Source organism: Rhizobium sp. CB3090 (assembly GCF_029714285.1).
Taxonomy (GTDB): Bacteria; Pseudomonadota; Alphaproteobacteria; order Rhizobiales; family Rhizobiaceae; genus Rhizobium.
In genome coordinates this window covers 508,794-525,788 of sequence record NZ_CP121663.1, presented here as the reverse complement: position 1 = coordinate 525,788, position 16,995 = coordinate 508,794, and the positions used below count along the sequence as shown (strand labels likewise).

Below are 16,995 nucleotides of genomic sequence, written 5' to 3'. Positions count from 1 at the left end.
TAGTTCACGTTCCCGTTCTTCTGAAGATCAGCCCTTGACCCGATCCTCATTATTGCGCGGCGACGGATCATCCCTCGCGGCCTGCACGCAACTCCTGAAACCGGATGACCGAATTCACGCCGAGCCATGCGATCGGCTCGGGCGGCAACCTGGTCGGCTCCGGTTGATTCCTGTATTGATCGAGCTCACGGCTATTGACGCCAGCCGCCAGATCGGCAGCCATCATCCCGGCCAGTGTGCTCTTGACCGTGCCGAGGCCATTTTCGCAGCATGCGGAAAAAAGCCCTTCTTCGACCTCGCCGAAGGCCGGCACATGATTTCTGCTGAGGCACAGCGCGCCGGCCCAGCTATATTCCATCGGCAGGTCTTTCAGTCCGGGGAAGCGGGCATCGAATGACCGACGCTGCTCGGCAGCCACGCCGGCGACGCGTCTCTCCGACACCCTGAGGCTTGGGTCGTATGTGAACCGCGTCCTGATGACGATCCGGGACAGTCCATTTGTAGTGACCTTGCGGACCGTCGCCCCCATGGGATCCGCCGGTAGCAGCGCCCACCGCTCGACGCCAGTAATCTCTCCACCGAACTCGTTCTGGGAGAAGGCGGCGGTCATGGAGGCATAGGTGAAGATATGCATCAGCCGTCCGCGGAAGTGGCCGAAGCTTTCAATATGGCCGTTCACACCGAGGATGACCTTCGGTGCGGACACGGACCCACGGTTTGACCTGGCCTTCCAGAGTTTTCCTTCGCGTGAAAGCTCCAGTACCGGCGAATGTTCGTAGAGATCGATTTTCGACCGCAGCCCCCGCGCCAGGCCGCGGATATAATCCGCAGGCTGGATCATCACGGCCCCCGGCGTGTAGAGCCCTCCTCGATAATAGTACGTGCCGGTCATTTCCCGCATCTGATCGGCATCGAAGACGCGATGGTCTTCACCAATCTTTTCGAGCGACTTTCTGTAATTTTCGTTGAGCGCCAGGCCTCTGTCCGACGCTGCAGCGTTTATCTTGCCTGACGGATCGAATACGTCCCTGGACAGACCGTACTCGGCCGCGACATCCGCAGCGAAGGCAATTGCCAAGCGGTTCTGTTTGATCTCGCCCTTGGTAGACTGCTCGTCGGCAACCGAGTACTCGCCGGAGGAGAGATTGTGCGGCACGTCGATCATGAAGCCGGAATTCCTTCCGGCTGGTCCCTTTGCGAGTTCACGAGCCTCGAGAACGACGATCTTGTCTTGCGGCCGCAATTGCGAGAGGCGTCGGGCCGCGGATAGCCCGGCAAAACCTCCGCCGACGATCAACCAATCCGCCGTGACGTCGTGGTCAAGCGCCGTGGCGGGATAGGTGCGTTCGCTGATCGCCTCCCATCCCGAAACGCCGGTATCGATCGGCAGGCGCTTGATCACATGTCGGCTCATCGGACCGTCTCGTCGACGGAGCGTTCGGAGACATCGATCCAGATGGTCTTCAGTTCGCAGTAGTTGTCGTGGGCGAAGATCGACTTGTCGCGGCCGCCGAAGCCGGACTCCTTGTAGCCGCCGAACGGGGTGCTCGCATCCCCCTCGCCGAAGCAGTTGACGGTGACGAGACCCGCACGGATGTCGCGCGACACCCGGATCGCATGGCGCAGGCTGCCGGTATAGACCGATGCCGTCAGGCCGTAATTGGTGTCGTTGGCCAAGGCGACGGCTTCGGCGAGCGTCTCGAATGTCGTCACCGACAGGATCGGCCCAAAAATCTCCTCCTTGAACAGGCGGCTTGCCGGCGTGACGCCGTCGACGACCGTCGGTTCGATAAAGACGCCGCCCAAGGTTTCGCCACCGAAGGCCAGCTTGAGCTTCTCGCTCGTCACGTCGTCGAGGAACGAGCGCACCTTTTCGAAATGGCTCTTGCTGACCAGCGCGCCGATGCGGTTTTCCGGATTAAGCGGGTCGCCGGTCTTCCACTCGCGCAGATAGGCGCCAATCCGTTTCAGGAGGTCGTCCTTGATGCTGGCGTGAACGATGAGGCGCGAGGAGGCGCTGCAGTTCTCGCCCATGTTCCAGAAGGCGCCGTTGACCACCTGTTCGGCGACGAGATCGAGGTCTTCGGCGTCGTCCAGCACGACGGCCGGGTTCTTGCCGCCGCATTCGAGCACGACTTTCTTCAGGTTGGAATCGGCCGAATAATGCAGGAAGCGACGGCCGGTCGGGGTCGAGCCGGTGAACGCCACCATGTCGACATCCATATGCAGGCCGAGCGGTTCGCCGACTTCCCTGCCGCTGCCGGTGACGACATTGAGGACACCGGCCGGGATGCCGGCCTCATGGGCAAGCTCGGCGACGCGCAACGTCGTCAGCGTCGTTTCCTGGGCGGGCTTGACGATCACCGAGCAGCCGGCGGCAAGCGCCGGCGCGATCTTCCAGGCCAGCATCAGCAGCGGGAAGTTCCACGGCAGCACGCAGGCGACGACGCCGATCGGTTCGCGAACGACCATCGCCAGGGCATTGGGACCAACGGAATTGGTGTTGTCATAGAGCTTGTCGATCAGCTCGGCATGCCAGCGGATCGTGTGGATGGTGTCCGGCACATCGACGGTCTGGCACTCGCGCACCGGCTTGCCGCTGTCGAGGCTTTCCAGGACCGCGAGTTCGTGGCGGTTCTCCTCCAAAAGCTTGGCGAGCTTCAGCAGCGTTTCCTTGCGCTCGCCGGGTGTCAGCTGACGCCAGCGGCCATCGTCGAAGGCTGCGCGGGCCTTGGCGACGGCATAGTCGACATCGCCGGCATCACAGGCGGCAATCTCGGCCAGCAGCGCGCCGGTCGCCGGATTGGTGGTCTTGAACGTCTTGCCGGAATTGGCCGGACGGAACGTGCCGTCGATGAAGGCATTGGTCGGGACCTGAAGGCCGGCGGCGATCGCCTTGTATTCGGCTGCGGTCAAGGGTTCATGCATAGTTGGCTCCCGCGGTGATCTGGGCGACCGTGCGCTTCAGGGTGGCAACGACGGTCTCAAGGGTACGCTTTTCGTCGGCGATCAGGCCGCGCAGCGGCGCGCGCACCGGACCGGCCTTCAGGCCGATGATCTCGCAGCCATGTTTGATCGACTGCACGAACTTGCCGCATTCGAGGAAATCCATCAGCGGCAGCATGGCCGTCATGATCGCCCGGCCCTTGTCGAAGTTCTTTTCGAGGACGCAGGCCTCATAAAGCGCCACATGTTCGCGCGGCAGGAAGTTCGAGCCGGCGCAGACCCAGCTCTTCGCACCCCAGGCGAAGAATTCCAGCGCCTGATCGTCCCAGCCGCAGGAGAGCGCGATATGCGGAAACTTCCGGGCCAGCAGATGCAGGTTGCCCATGTCGCCGGAGCTTTCCTTGATCGCCCTGACATTCTTCGACTTGCCGACGCGGGCAAAATAGTCCTCGCCCATCATCACGCCCATGCGGGCGGGATAGTTGTAGAGCATGATCGGCAGGTTGGCGGCGCGGTCGACGGTCAGCGCATGCACGGCATTCTCGCGTTCCGTCGGCAGGGCATAAGGCGGCGACGACACCAGGATGGCATCGGCGCCGATCGCCTTGGCCGCCTTGGCATATTCGACGGAATCTTCGGTGCGCGTCGCGCCGGTGCCGATGACGAGCGGCAGCCGGGTGCCGATCACCTCCTTGGCATAGGCGCCAAGCTCGAAGCGCTCCTGGCTGCTCTGGGCGTAATACTCGCCGGTCGATCCGCCGACGATGATGCCATGCACGCCGGCCGCAATCAGCGATTCCAGCACGGCCGCAAACGCCGCCTTGTCGATCTGCCCGTCCGGGCTCAGCGGCGTCACCGCAGGCGTATAGATGCCTTCAAACTTCACGATGATTTCTCCAATGATTGCACGTTCGGACCGCCGATCAGCGCATCCGCCTTAAGTCCTTGTGGCGCTATGAACATTTCCATGTTCTCGCGGGACAGCTCCCAGTGCTCGAAAACCAGGTCGACGACGGAATCCTCATCGTGAGCACCCAAGGCTTCGATGAAATTGTCATGGTGTTCGACCGCCACCTGCAGGCGCCGCGTCATGTCCTGGGTTCTCGGACGGAAGAACGTGTGCCCGATGCGCGCATGGTCGATCAGGAGCCGGCCGAGGCTCGCCTGCAGATAGACGTTGGCCGACATCTCGCCGAAGATTTCATGGAAACGGTTGTTCTCGAGAACCATCGTAAATGCATCCATGTCCTTGCTGGCCTGGCGAAAACGCTCCTGCGTCTGCTTCAGGTCGGCAAGCTGGGACGGCTTGAAGTTCTGCACCGCGAGACGGCCGATCGCCGCGTAAATCATCGGCGCCACCAGGAAGAAGTTCCGCAGCGTGGCGTGGTTCATCGGAATGACCCGCGCCCCGCGGTTCTCGCGGATATCGATATATCCCTCCCCTGCCAGACGCCGGAAAATGTCGCGAACCGGAGTGCGTGAAAGGCCATAGCGCACGCTGAGGCTCGCCTCATCGAGATCCGCGTCGGGATCAAGCTCCATCGTCAGGATTTGACGCTTCAGATCCTCGTAGAGGTTGCTCTTAACGGTCTTCGCCATGGGAAATTCCCGCCCCCTTCTTCCTGATGATGGGGATCATCGCACACGCCGAAGTTTGAGTCAATAATTGTGTACTTTGTGTACACAATGAATATTTGATAAAAATACAATTGCCAAAAGCGTCAGCCATCCGCTTCGGTCCTGGCACCGCCGAAAGCCATCTTTTGAAGTACGAAGCCCGATGTGACGGGCAAACTCACCGCAACAACCGTCAGGCAAATACTCGGTCAAAGGAGCGAGAACTGAGCCTGGAGATTAGCGAATTGATGTCGTGATTGCCCAGCCGCGCAGCACAACTGTCGGCGTCTGGCCTGGAGCTGCATCATCGAAAGGAACTCCGCCTCGGGGGCCGCGTTACCTCGCCATGCCTCCTGCATAAGAAAGAGCCCCATGGCGACCCGCGGTGAGCAAGGCTTCATGAGATCAATGAATTTCGGAAAACATCACCCAAATTCTATTTTGATCGCCTTGCTACTCTCTGCGGGCGTTGCGACATCGGCTTTCGCCGCAAATGGAGAGAACGCCACCACGCCCTCCGAAGGTCTTTTCCTCACTCAAATTGTCATCCTCGTCATCGTCGGGCGATTGCTCGGGGAATTTATGGTGCGCATCGGGCAGCCTTCGATCATGGGCCAGATCATCGGCGGGGTATTGCTTGGTCCGTCCGTTCTCGGTGAGATTTTGCCGGATTTTCAGGCCATGATGTTTCCGGCCGGCGATGCGCAAAAAAGCATGATCAACGCGGTGGCCCAGTTAGGCATCCTCTTTCTGCTTCTGCTCGCGGGCATGGAAACGGACCTGGGCCTGGCGCAACGGATGCGACGCGCTGCATTTGGCGTGTCCTTCACGGGCATCGTCGTCCCTTTCGCGGCGGGTTTTGCGCTGGGCGAACTCCTTCCAGCCAGCTTGCTTCCCGATCCCGAGAAAAGGCTTGTTGCCTCGCTTTTCCTCGGAACGGCACTTTCCATCTCGTCGGTGAAAATCGTTGCATCCGTCGTTCGCGAAATGGACTTCATGAGGAGGAACATCGGCCAACTGATCGTCGCATCCGCCATCATCGACGACACGGTGGGCTGGGTCATCATCTCGGTTACCTTCTCCCTTGCGGAAAAGGGGGCCGTCGAGCTACCGACACTTGCGAAGAGCGTCGTCGGCACGCTTGTGTTCATGGGCTTGAGTTTTACGATCGGACGACGTGTCGTCTTCGAGATCATCCGCTGGACGAACGATAGATTTAAAAGCGACCTGCCTGTCCTGAGCGCCATTATCGCCACTATGGGCGTCATGGCGATCATCACCAATTTGATTGGCGTTCATACGGTGTTGGGTGCATTCGTGGCCGGAATCCTCGTCGGCCAATCGCCCATCCTGACACGTCAGATAGACACACAGCTTCGAGCGCTCACGACGGCTTTGTTCATGCCGGTGTTCTTTGGTCTCACCGGGCTTCAAACAGATCTTACGGTCGTCAGAGATCCCGCAATCCTATTGCTGGCGAGTGGCTTGATTGTCATCGCCAGCATCGGAAAGTTCGGCGGCGCATTTCTCGGCGGCCGTTTTGGGGGATTCTCGACTTCAGAAGCCATTGCGCTTGGCTGCGGTATGAACGCCAGGGGTTCTACCGAAGTGATCGTTGCTTCTATCGGATTATCCGTCGGCGTCCTCGATCAACGATTGTTTTCCATCATTGTGGCGATGGCCGTCGTCACGACAATGATGATGCCGCCGACTTTGAGATGGGCGCTTGCGCGGTTGCCGGTTCGGGAAGAGGAACGAAACCGGCTGGAGAGCGAGGAATTCGAAAAGGCTAGCTATCTCGCCAACTTCGAACGCATATTGCTGGCGGTCGATCGGTCTAAAAACGGCAACTTGGCCTCCAGAATTTCGGGGTTCCTCGCCGCAGTCAGGCAAATGCCTGTGACGGTACTGCGCATTGACGACGAAACAAAGCGTCCGCCGAACGCCGAGCGATCGGACGCAGACGGCGTGACAACATTTGTGGACCAGGTCAAGGCAACCGCAACGAAGGCGGTGGCGCAATCCGACACCGATTCTGCCACACCCGCGGACGTTCACGTCACGGGAAGGAAGAAAGACGGTGATTTGGAGCGAGCGCTTTCCGAGAGCGCCGAGAAAGGACACGACCTGATGATCATCGGGGCCGAACCAGCCGTTGCCGACGCCGGCGGACTCGACGAGCGTTTTACGAAGATGACATCTTCGTTTCAGGGAACCGTCGCCATCACCTTCAGCAGAGGGCGAGTACCCGAAAATGACAATGAACTTCGTATCCTTGTTCCAGTGTCAGGGACGGAGCGCTCCACCCGCGCTGTCGAGTTCGCTTCGGCAATCGCAAAAGCTGCCGGTTGTGAAATCGCGGTCGTGTACGTGACCGATCCACAGCAGCTTGTCCGGATGCCACGCCTCAGTGATATGAGCGATCTTCATAAGGAAGCCTTCAAAAGGGTCGACAAAATTGCAGCCTATTATGGCCTCGACATTGGCAAGACGGTTGAACGCGGAACTTCGCCGGAGCTGGCCATATTGCGAAACGCGAGGCGACGTCGAGCCAATCTGATCATCCTGGGCGTCAGTAGGCAAGCGGGCACAAGGCTTTCCTACGGAGGGATTGCCAATTCGCTGATCGATGCCGCCGACAGATCGATCATCGTCATTGAAGCAGAAAAATGACGTCGCGATCCTACTCCTCTCTTTCCGCACTGAAGTCGCAATCAGCGCCGCCTCCTGGCAGAGGACATCCGGGCGCATCTTTTCATTGGGTCAAGCGTTACCGCAAAACGATGGGCAGTCTGATGGAGTAGCCTGATGAGAAAACGTGTCCACCGTGGCCGACCGCAACACACGCATTCCCTATTCCGAATTAGTAGCTTTGCGATTGCCGCCTTGCTTTTAACTCGTGCATTGGGGAAGCGAGCACATGTCGAGACCGGGTCTCCAAATGCTACTAACCACAGGCTCAATCCGGAACTGGGGCGACTTGCAGCCGTTCCGGAGCACATACCGCGCCGTGGCCTGCGCGATGTGTTCTGGCGTGTCGTCCACGAAATCAGTGATGATCGCATTTCGCTCGTTGCGGCAGGCGTGACCTTTTACCTTCTCCTGGCACTCTTTCCAGCGCTTGCAGCACTTGTCTCGCTCTATGGCTTCTTTGCCGATCCCGCGAGTATCAGCGAGCATCTCCGTTCCCTTTCCGCACTCCTGCCTCCCGGCGCCTTTGACATGATCGCCGATCGACTGAACGATCTCGTTCAGCGGCGAAACGGGACGCTTAGCCTCGCCTTGTTTCTTGGTTTGGGGGTCGCCTTGTGGAGCACGCACAGCGGAACATTGGCAATCTTCGATGCGATGAACATTGCTTATGAAGAAACAGAAAAGCGCGGGCTGATCCGCCTCAATCTCGTTGGGCTCTGTTTTACGCTGTGTTCAATATTGGCGGCAATCTTGGTCATCGGATTAGTCGCTATCATGCCGCTGGTTCTCTCTCTTTTTTGGCTCGATCAGTGGAAGGAGAACCTCGTGCTAATCCTGCGCTGGCCAATTTTGTTGATCCTGATGATCATTGCGGTTACGGCAATCTATCGGTTCGGCCCGAGCCGTGAACCCGCGAAAGTGAGATGGCTTACCTGGGGTGCTGCCCTGGCAACCGCAGGCTGGATCGCCATGTCCTTGCTGTTCTCTGTCTACCTTAAGAACTTTGCCAACTACGACGCCACATACGGCACTCTGGGAGCGCTCATCGGTTTTCTGATCTGGATCTGGCTATCCGTGGTGATCCTGTTGGTCGGGGCGGAAATCAATGCGGAACTGGAGCACCAGACCGCCGTAGACACGACGACCGACGCCGCACTTCCCATGGGAAGTCGCGGCGCTCAGGTTGCCGATACGATCGGAAAATCCTCCACTTGAGCGGCAACGAAACAACCGGCTGACGGTGCTACCGCTGCGGCTGCGAGATTTAGCAGCCAATGCCTAGTCGAGGTAGCCTCCTCAAAGCAGCCGATTCAGACCGGCCTCAAGACCGCCAGGCTTCGGGCTTCGAGCAGCAAGCTCTGGCTGGCGATTTCTTCTGCCCCATTCGCCATCGGATCTGATGTGGTGAGCTCCAAAGCCCAGCGCCTGTCATCCGGCAGGTTGAAAGTGACATCTTCATCCTGAGGGTTGAACAGGAGCAGCACGTCGTCCCACCCCTCCTCCACGGGATGGTCGCGCGACAGCCGCAGACCGATGGTCGTGCTTGCCTCGTCGTCCCAATGCTCCTCGGCAAAGGCTCCGCCGTCGGGATTGAGCCACGTAACAATGAGGCCGTCGCGCCAATTCTCCCGCCGGAAGATCGAATGATCCTGTCGCAGAGCAATCAGGCGTTTGGTGAAGGCGCATAAGGCTTCGGCGCTTTCATAGGGGTCTTGCCAATGTAACCAGCTAAGCTCGTTGTCCTGGCAATAGCCGTTATTATTGCCCATTTGGCTACGGCCGAACTCGTCGCCGGCAAGCAACATCGGCGTCCCATGCGACAGGAACAAGGTCGCCAGGAAATTTCGCTTCTGACGCTCTCGGGTCGCGTTGATGCTCTCGTCTTCCGTTGGCCCTTCGGCACCGTAATTGAAACTGCGATTGTCGTTGTGGCCGTCCTCGTTGTTCTCGCCATTCGCCTCGTTATGCTTACCGTTGTAGGAGACGAGATCATTGAGAGTAAAGCCATCGTGGGCGGCAATGAAATTGACGCTAGCCCATGGTCGGCGCCCGCGCAGATCATAGACATCGCCTGAGCCGAGGATACGCGCAGCAAACTCTCTTGTCGTGCCCGGAGTGCCGTTCCAGTAGTCACGGATCGTATCGCGATATTTGTCGTTCCACTCAGCCCAGCCCGGCGGAAAGCCGCCGACCTGATAGCCGCCGGGGCCGATGTCCCACGGCTCGCCGACAAGCTTGATTTTGGAGAGGACCGGATCTTGGCCAACCGCATCGAAAAAGCCGCTGCGCTGGTCGAAGCCCTGCGGTTCCCGCCCGAGAATCGTGCCGAGATCGAAGCGAAAGCCGTCAACCTCCATTTCTTCGGCCCAGTAACGAAGTGAGTCCGTCACCATCTGCAACACGCGCGGATGCGACGTATTGATGGTGTTACCGGTGCCCGTGTCGTTGATGTAATAGCGAGGCGTGTCGGGCAGCGTGCGATAATATGAAAAATTGTCGATGCCTTTGAACGAGAGCGTCGGACCAAGTTCGTTGCCTTCGGCCGTATGGTTGTAGACGACGTCGAGGATCACCTCGATGCCGGTATCGTGGAAGCTCCGCACCATGTCGCGGAAGCCTCCGAAGCCATTCGGGCCGTAATAGCGGGAAGCCGGGGCAAAGAAGGCGAGCGTATTGTAGCCCCAATAGTTGCTGAGACCCTTGTCGAGCAGATGGCTGTCGTCCGGAAAAAAGTGGATCGGAAGCAGCTCGATCGAGGTAATGCCAAGGCTCTTGACGTAATCGACGATCGCTCTTTGGCCGAGCCCGTCAAACGTACCGCGTAGCTCCTCCGGAATCACCGGATGCAGCATCGTCAGTCCCTTGACGTGAGACTCGTAGAAAATCGTCCGCGACCAAGGGACGGACGGCTTTTGGCTCGAAACCTTGTCTTTCCCGTTGAAATCGATGATACGGCACTTCGGCATCGCCGGTGCACTATCGGTTTCGTCGAAAGATAGATCTTTCAGTTCGTCATCCAGAATGTAGGCGAAATTCGCTCGCGACCACGCCACGTTGCCCACAAGCTCGCGGGCGTATGGGTCGACGAGCAACTTGTTCGGGTTGAAGCGATGCCCGCTCTCCGGATCAAACGGTCCATGGACGCGATAGCCGTAGAGAGCACCGGGCTGCAGGCCTGGAACATAGCCATGCCAGATCTCGTTGGTAAATTCCGGCAGGACGATCCGCTCGATTTCCTGCTTTCCGGTCTCGTCGAAAAGACAGAGTTCAACCTTCTCCGCATAGGCGCTGAAAAGCCCGAAATTGACGCCCTCGCCGTCATAGTTCGCCCCCAGTTTCGTGAAATCGCCCTGCTCAATTGCATATTGCTTTCCGTCCTGGGTCATGGGGGCCTCTTCATAGGTGCAACCACAACACGGCAACACGACGCTTTGTTCCGGCCGGCCGAAGGCCACGGATTGCCGGGCGGACAGCTAGTCGGGTGTGACGAGGAAAGAGACGGGATGATCCTCAAGCAACAGCATGGCCGAAATATCGCCAGCGGGCCACGGCTTCCCCGTCAGTAGATCGCGCATTTGCCCATCAAGGCGTTGCGGTATCGAGACAACCGTGTCCTTCCAGAAAGAAGCTCCGCTGCTGTCGGCATCCGTCAATCGCGGGACGATGGTGATTGTCGCCTCCTTCCGGTGAATTCGCGCGAAGGCGAGAATGTTGTCCGATCGCTCGCCCTTAATCTCAAGGGGTCGATAGCTGCCCTCGAGAAAGAGTTCTGGGTGACCGTTACGATGGCGAAGGACGCTTCGGATGATCTGCCGTTTCAGGGACATGGCCCATGGTTCTTTGAAGGGCGATCGAACCTGCGGTGCACCGACCGGCCGAAAGTCGACCGGCCTTCGGTTATCGGGATCGACCAGATTGAAATCGAGTCCCTCGGCGCCCTGGTAGATGTCTGGAATGCCTGGGGCCGTAAGCTTGATCAGGACCTGAGACAGGCTGTTCAAATAGCCAAGCTTCATAAACGGTTGCACTGTCTTCCCGAAGTCGTTCCGAAAAGCTTGGTTTCGAGGCGAGAGCAAAGCGCTGGCGTAGTCCAGAACAGCTTTTTCATATGCGTGGTTTTCCTCCATCCAATCCGTTCGCAGCTTTGCCTCGCGTATCGCCTTCAACACATAGGCCGTGAACCGATCTCTCAATACATCCTGATCGCTTAGCTCGACATCAGCCGGCCAGATTCCCGCCAGCGCCTGATACAGCATCCATTCGATATTGGGTTCCGGCGCAGGTCCATCAGCAAGATCGGTGCGAAAGGCCGCATTCATGGCACGCCAGCGCGAAAACCCGCCGATCCATGCCTCAGGATACTGTGAAAGGCTGTAGAGACGTGCACGCGCATCTTCTCCGCGCTTCGTATCATGCGTCGACGTGGCGGAAAGCCCATTTCGTTGACGCTGAAGTCGATTCGCCATCATCTGGTGAAAGGCGACGACCCCGCGTGGCGGCATTGCAGGTTCGCCACCAACTTCATTCATCGCGATTAACCGGTTATAGCGATAAAAAAGCGTATCTTCGACAGCTTTCGCCATGACTGGGCCGCTGAGTTGCTGAAATCTCGCTCGAAATTCCCCGGCCCGCTCACCGGCGATTTCTCCTCGCAGTAGGCTTTCTATCGCGTTCAGGACGTCGGCAGCCGGCAACTTGGCCTGCGCTTTGTCGACGGCACCGCGAACGACCGCTTCATCCTCGGCAGAGAGCGCTCCTCGGTAACCGTAGGTGCGATAAACGGGAAAGGCCACCAACAGTTCCCGAAGCGCCGACGATATCTCCACTTCGTCGAAGGCGGGAAAAATCAAGCGGGCCAGCTTCGTCAGACGTGCCATCTCGCCCGCGAAATTGCGCTCGACCATCAACAACTTCGCATCACGTAGCCCAGCGGAAAAATCGGCATGCTCGTTGTCGACGATCTGGTACACCGCCTCAATTTTTTGCAGCCCATCTCCTGCAAGGAAAAGGTCGGGCATGGCGGAGATGAACTCGTATCCTGTCGTTCCCGACACGGGCCAATCCGGCGGCAAGGTCTCGCCATGACCAAGGATTTTTTCGACCACGATGAAGGTATCGGCACCGGCTGCTCGCCGCAGCCGCTGGAGATAGGCTTTCGGATCCGCCAGCCCGTCGATATGATCGATGCGCAAACCCTGGACTTGCCCGGAACGGATCAATTCGATCGTCAGCCGATGGGTCGCTTCAAAGACCCGCTCGTCTTCCACCCTTATGCCGACCAGCCCTGCGACCTCGAAGAAGCGGCGATAGTTGAGGTGCCGAGCGGCATCCTTCCAATACAGCAACTGCCAGTACTGCTTCTCGATCAGCTCATTCATCTTGGCTGCATCCCTCGAGAAAGCCTGCAGTCGCTCCGCATTTCTTCCTGTCTGCGCCATCACAAATCTGGCGCTGTCTTCGGAAAGCGGGAAGCAATTGTCGAAATAAGCCAATTGCAACAGATCCTCGGTGGCATCGTAGCGCAGTTGAAGCTCACCAGCAGCGAGAGCTTCTTCGAAGGGCTTTCCAAGCTGCGGCAATGTCAGCTTCTCGCTCCAATCGATATCGAAATAGCCCGCATAAACGCTCTCCTGCCCATATCGCAGAACGTCCCGCCACCAGGGGTTTTCCAGTGAGGCAGCCATATGGTTCGGAACGATATCGACGATGAGCCCTAGCCCGGCTTTCTGCAAACTTGCCGTCAGGGTGTCGAACCCCTTTCGGCCGCCTATCGCCGGATCGATCTCGTTTGGATCGGTGACATCGTAGCCGTGTGTCGAACCCTTTGTGGCGGTGAAGATCGGCGAGGCGTAGAGGTGGCTGATGCCGAGGTCTTTCAGATAAGGAACAAGCCCGCTCGCCCGCTCGAATGTGAGATCGCCGCGAAATTGCAGCCGATAGGTGGAGGTCGGAACACGCATGGCTTTCCCTTGCATAAGAATGGCTTCTATCAACGGAGCCGAACAAGATCTGTTCCGGCGCAGGAACACTCGCCGACAAGATGCGTTGGAGAATCCGCAGAGTTTGAAGCGACTGACATGGAGGCGACATGCAAGACAGCTTCACCTTCGGGCCTGATATCAAAGCGCATAGCGTCATATTCCGGCTATGGGCGCCATTGCGGGACCGCCTGAAAGTCAGCATTGAGGGCCAGGAATGGGAGATGCGACCGCAACAAGACGGTTGGCATGTCGCCGAAGTAGCCGAGGCACGGCCGGGCGATCTTTACAAGTTCATTCTCCCCGACGGCACAGAGGTGCCGGATCCAGCCTCCCGTTTCCAGCCGAACGATGTTCATGGCGCGAGCGAATTGATCGACCACGCGTTCGAGTGGCGCGTGCAGCATTGGCGCGGTCGACCTTGGGAGGAAATCGTCATTTACGAACTGCATGTCGGGGCGTTTACGGAAGCCGGCACATTTCTATCGGCTATCGAAAAGCTCGATCACCTGCAGGGACTCGGCATCACTGCGATCCAGCTCATGCCGCTCAGTGATTTTCCGGGTCGGTACAACTGGGGCTATGACGGCGTTCTGCCCTACGCGCCGGACAGCAGCTACGGCCGCCCCGAAGATCTGAAAATGCTCGTCGATGCCGCGCATGAGCGCGGGATCTGTGTCTTCGTCGATGTCGTTTATAACCATTTCGGACCGGACGGAAACTACCTGCCGACCTATGCTCCGATCTTCAACGAGCGGCACAAGAGCCCCTGGGGCAACGGTCTCAACTACGACGGCGAAGGCAGCCGGTTCGTTCGCGATTTCGTCATTGAAAATGCAATCTACTGGCTAGGTATCTTTCGTATGGATGGTCTGCGGCTCGATGCCGTTCACGCGATCAAGGATGATAGTGATCCGCATATCCTCAAAGAGCTGGCAGACAGCGTCAGACGGGCGTTTCCCGATCGCCACATTCATCTGATCCTCGAGAATGAGGACAACAACTCAGACCTTTTGGCTCGCGATCCCCACGGCAAGCCACGTCACTTCACGGCGCAATGGAATGACGATATTCACCACGCTTTTCATGTGGCCGCGACCGGCGAGACCTTCGGCTACTACCAGGACTATCTCGATCATGGATCGCATATAGGCCGGGCGCTTGCCGAGGGCTTCGTGTTTCAAGGGGAGCGTATGGGATATCGCGGACGAACGAGGGGATCGCCGAGCGCCGGCCTGCCACCAATGGCTTTCATCTCATTCATCCAGAACCACGATCAAATCGGCAACAGGGCAATGGGCGACCGGATGGTTGCGTCCCATTCGATCGAAGCCATGAAGGCAATTGCGGCGATTTATCTGCTCTCACCGCAAATCCCGATGCTGTTCATGGGCGAGGAATGGGGAGCCACGACACCCTTTCCCTTCTTCTGCGATCTCGGCAAGGAGCTGAACAGCAAGGCGAGGCTTGGCCGCAAGGAGGAGCTGTCGCGCCTGCCCGGCTTCGATGCAGAGGATGCACCCGATCCGACCAGCGAGGCCACGTTTCAAAGCGCGAAATTGCGTTGGGGCCAAGCGGAGCAGGGCAAGGCTCTCAACGAATACTATGGACGGTTGATGACACTCCGGCGCGAAAAGATCGTGCCGCTTCTCAAATGCGCACAGGGTTACTCGGGCGTCCACGAAAAAGGCGAGCTACTGGTGCGGGTTACGTGGCGGCTGGGCCAGGCCACCCTCGCTCTTGCCGCCAATTTGACGGACAAGGCTGTTGCTATAGCAATTCCTTCCGAGGGACAGACGCTCTTTACATCAGGCACTATTTCAAGCGATTGGATCGGGCCTTGGACTGTCGCTTGGGGCCTGTCGTCGGGCATCCTCGATGACCAAGGCGGTAACCGGCACGCTCAATCTGTTAGCCGCCGATCATCAGCTTGACGACTTCCTCATGGGTCGTTTCGCTGATCTTGCGCTCGCCGGCAACGATGCCGCGGCGAAGGACGATAATGCGGTCGGACACCGCGAAAATATCCTGCAGATTGTGCGAGATGAAGATGACCCCACGACCTTGTGCCTTCAACGACTTGATCAACGCCACCACCTTGCGCTGTTCCGGCACGCCGAGCGCTGCCGTCGGCTCGTCCATGATCAGGATTCTGGCGTTCCAATAGACCGCGCGGCCGATTGCGACCGCCTGACGTTGGCCGCCGGAAAAGTTGCTGACCGGCGCATCGAGCCTTTTCACATGGAAGTCGAGTCGCGCCATCGTTTCCCGGGCCGCCTCTGCCATCGCCTTCCGGTCGATGACCGGCAGGAAGCCGAAGAGCTTCTTCATCGGCTCGCGTCCAAGGAAGATGTTGGAGCCGATGGTCAGATTGTCGGCAAGCGCCAAATCCTGATAGATCGTCTCTATTCCCTTTTCGCGCGCATCCTGTGGAGAGGAGAAGGTGACTGGCTGTCCCTCGATCAGGATTTCACCGGCCGTTGGCGGATAAACGCCCGAGATCGTCTTGATCATCGTCGTTTTGCCGGCGCCATTGTCTCCTGCAAGCGCGACAACCTCGCCGGGGTGGACCACCATCGAGCAATTGTCCAAGGCTTGGACGGCGCCGAAATAGCGCGACAGGTTCCGGACTTCGAGAAGAGGCGCTGCGCTATTCATCCTGTTTTGCTCCGCTGAAGCGGCGCTGCGCCTGGTCGATGAGCACCGAAATGATGATGACGATACCGACGGCGATGAACTGCCAGAACGGCTCCACATTCATGAAAACCAAGCCGTACTGAATGACGGCGATGACCAGCGCGCCTGCAATGGTGCCGGTGATCGTGCCCGAGCCGCCAAACAAGCTGGCGCCGCCGATGACGACCGCAGCCACGCTATCGAGCAGCAGCGGTTCGCCGGCCTGGGCAGCACCCGCGGTAAAGCGCGCGGCATAGAGCGCGCCACCGAGACCGGCGCAGATTGCCGAAAGCATATAGAGCCGCAGGAGATGGGATTTTATATCGATGCCGGCCCGCCGTGCCGCCTGAGCATTGGCGCCGATCGCATAATTGTGCTGGCCAAAGCGTGTCTGGCTCAGCAGGTAATGCATGATCACCACAAAGATCAGCGTGACGATGACGAGATAGGGCACACCGTAGAAACGGCCATTGCCCAGCTCTGCGAAATAGGAGTTCTTGACGGGCACCGTCGTGCCGCCAGCCAGAAGAAATGCTGTCCCGCGCGCCACGCCGAACATGCCGAGCGTACCGATGAAGGGCGGCACCTTAAGCCGGGAAATCAAGAGGCCATTGATGCAGCCGGGCACCGTTGCGGCAGCCATTGCGACGAGTATGCCGAAGACCATAGCTATCGGCAGCGGCATATAAAGGCCGACCATATTGGTGACATGCGCGGCGACGACCGCGGCGAGCCCCATGATGAAGCCGGTCGAAAGGTCGATACCGCCGGATATGATGACAAAGGTCTGGCCGATGGCAAGCAGGAGCGGTGCCACGGCAAAAACGGCGACCGACTGCCAATTGAAGGGTGAGCCAACAAAGGTGCCGCCGAAACTGGCGCGTGCCCAGATCTCGAAAATCACGATCAGCGCGGCAAGGAAGAGCCATGCGCGCAACTGGGCGATGCGGTTGACAATGGTTTTGGCCTGATCGCCGTGGTCCGCCTCAGGCGCCACATGCTGATCTGCCTCGCGGGTCTCGATATTGTCGATGCTCATAAATCAACCCGAACTAGAGCGGGGACGCACAAAAGTCGCCACGCC

General features: G+C 58.6%; 11 protein-coding genes. 3 read left to right on the top strand and 8 right to left on the bottom strand.

Translation table 11 applies throughout. The features are described 5' to 3' along the window. Nucleotides 1-67: 67 nt before the first annotated feature. From QA646_RS21170 to QA646_RS21155, 4 genes are read right to left on the bottom strand one after another with little or no spacing between them, the layout of a single operon-like run. Nucleotides 68-1,414, bottom strand: a complete 1,347-nt coding sequence (locus QA646_RS21170) for an FAD-binding oxidoreductase (RefSeq protein ID WP_283060209.1) — start codon at nt 1,412-1,414, stop codon at nt 68-70. Beyond that, nucleotides 1,411-2,928 (bottom strand): aldehyde dehydrogenase, encoded by a 1,518-nt coding sequence (locus QA646_RS21165; RefSeq protein WP_283060208.1) that lies wholly within the window; start codon nt 2,926-2,928, stop codon nt 1,411-1,413. The genes QA646_RS21170 and QA646_RS21165 overlap by 4 nt, the downstream gene beginning before the upstream one ends. Beyond that, nucleotides 2,921-3,832, bottom strand: coding sequence for a dihydrodipicolinate synthase family protein (locus QA646_RS21160; protein WP_283060207.1), 912 nt, complete (start codon nt 3,830-3,832; stop codon nt 2,921-2,923). The genes QA646_RS21165 and QA646_RS21160 overlap by 8 nt, the downstream gene beginning before the upstream one ends. Further along, nucleotides 3,829-4,545, bottom strand: a complete 717-nt coding sequence (locus tag QA646_RS21155; RefSeq protein WP_283060206.1) for a GntR family transcriptional regulator — start codon at nt 4,543-4,545, stop codon at nt 3,829-3,831. Before QA646_RS21155 ends, QA646_RS21160 begins: the two co-directional genes overlap by 4 nt. A 390-nt stretch (nt 4,546-4,935) precedes the next feature. Here QA646_RS21155 and QA646_RS21150 point away from each other — a divergent pair, with 390 nt between their 5' ends. Together QA646_RS21150 and QA646_RS21145 are read left to right on the top strand one after the other, a co-directional pair. After that, a complete protein-coding gene (locus QA646_RS21150; RefSeq protein WP_283060205.1) occupies nt 4,936-7,236 on the top strand; it encodes a cation:proton antiporter in 2,301 nt (766 codons plus the stop codon). A 231-nt stretch (nt 7,237-7,467) separates the two neighbouring features. Next, entirely contained in the window at nt 7,468-8,472 is a 1,005-nt protein-coding gene (locus tag QA646_RS21145; RefSeq protein WP_283060522.1) for a YihY/virulence factor BrkB family protein, read from the top strand. 95 nt (nt 8,473-8,567) lie between these two features. Here QA646_RS21145 and glgX read toward each other — a convergent pair whose 3' ends face one another. After that, complete coding sequence (glgX, locus tag QA646_RS21140) at nt 8,568-10,643, bottom strand: glycogen debranching protein GlgX (RefSeq protein WP_283060204.1); 2,076 nt, start codon at nt 10,641-10,643, stop codon at nt 8,568-8,570. A gap of 87 nt (nt 10,644-10,730) precedes the next feature. Then, the gene (treY, locus tag QA646_RS21135; RefSeq protein ID WP_283060203.1) at nt 10,731-13,217 is read right to left on the bottom strand and encodes a malto-oligosyltrehalose synthase; all 2,487 of its coding nucleotides are present in this window, start codon (nt 13,215-13,217) and stop codon (nt 10,731-10,733) included. Between the two features lie 128 nt (nt 13,218-13,345). Here treY and treZ point away from each other — a divergent pair, with 128 nt between their 5' ends. After that, on the top strand, nt 13,346-15,169 hold the full coding sequence (gene treZ / locus QA646_RS21130) for a malto-oligosyltrehalose trehalohydrolase (protein ID WP_283060202.1): 1,824 nt from the start codon (nt 13,346-13,348) through the stop codon (nt 15,167-15,169). Here treZ and QA646_RS21125 read toward each other — a convergent pair. Further along, complete coding sequence (locus QA646_RS21125) at nt 15,147-15,893, bottom strand: ATP-binding cassette domain-containing protein (protein WP_283060201.1); 747 nt, start codon at nt 15,891-15,893, stop codon at nt 15,147-15,149. The genes treZ and QA646_RS21125 overlap by 23 nt on opposite strands. Then, nucleotides 15,886-16,950, bottom strand: a complete 1,065-nt coding sequence (locus QA646_RS21120; protein WP_283060200.1) for a ribose ABC transporter — start codon at nt 16,948-16,950, stop codon at nt 15,886-15,888. The genes QA646_RS21125 and QA646_RS21120 overlap by 8 nt, the downstream gene beginning before the upstream one ends. Nucleotides 16,951-16,995 lie beyond the last annotated feature (45 nt).

Coding starts and splice junctions, on each gene's coding strand:
- QA646_RS21170 (WP_283060209.1), bottom strand. CDS start 1,414: ATGAGCCGACATGTGATCAAGCGCCTGCCGATCGATACCGGCGTTTCG.
- QA646_RS21165 (WP_283060208.1), bottom strand. CDS start 2,928: ATGCATGAACCCTTGACCGCAGCCGAATACAAGGCGATCGCCGCCGGC.
- QA646_RS21155 (WP_283060206.1), bottom strand. CDS start 4,545: ATGGCGAAGACCGTTAAGAGCAACCTCTACGAGGATCTGAAGCGTCAA.
- QA646_RS21150 (WP_283060205.1), top strand. CDS start 4,936: ATGGCGACCCGCGGTGAGCAAGGCTTCATGAGATCAATGAATTTCGGA.
- glgX (WP_283060204.1), bottom strand. CDS start 10,643: ATGACCCAGGACGGAAAGCAATATGCAATTGAGCAGGGCGATTTCACG.
- treY (WP_283060203.1), bottom strand. CDS start 13,217: ATGCGTGTTCCGACCTCCACCTATCGGCTGCAATTTCGCGGCGATCTC.
- treZ (WP_283060202.1), top strand. CDS start 13,346: ATGCAAGACAGCTTCACCTTCGGGCCTGATATCAAAGCGCATAGCGTC.
- QA646_RS21125 (WP_283060201.1), bottom strand. CDS start 15,893: ATGAATAGCGCAGCGCCTCTTCTCGAAGTCCGGAACCTGTCGCGCTAT.
- QA646_RS21120 (WP_283060200.1), bottom strand. CDS start 16,950: ATGAGCATCGACAATATCGAGACCCGCGAGGCAGATCAGCATGTGGCG.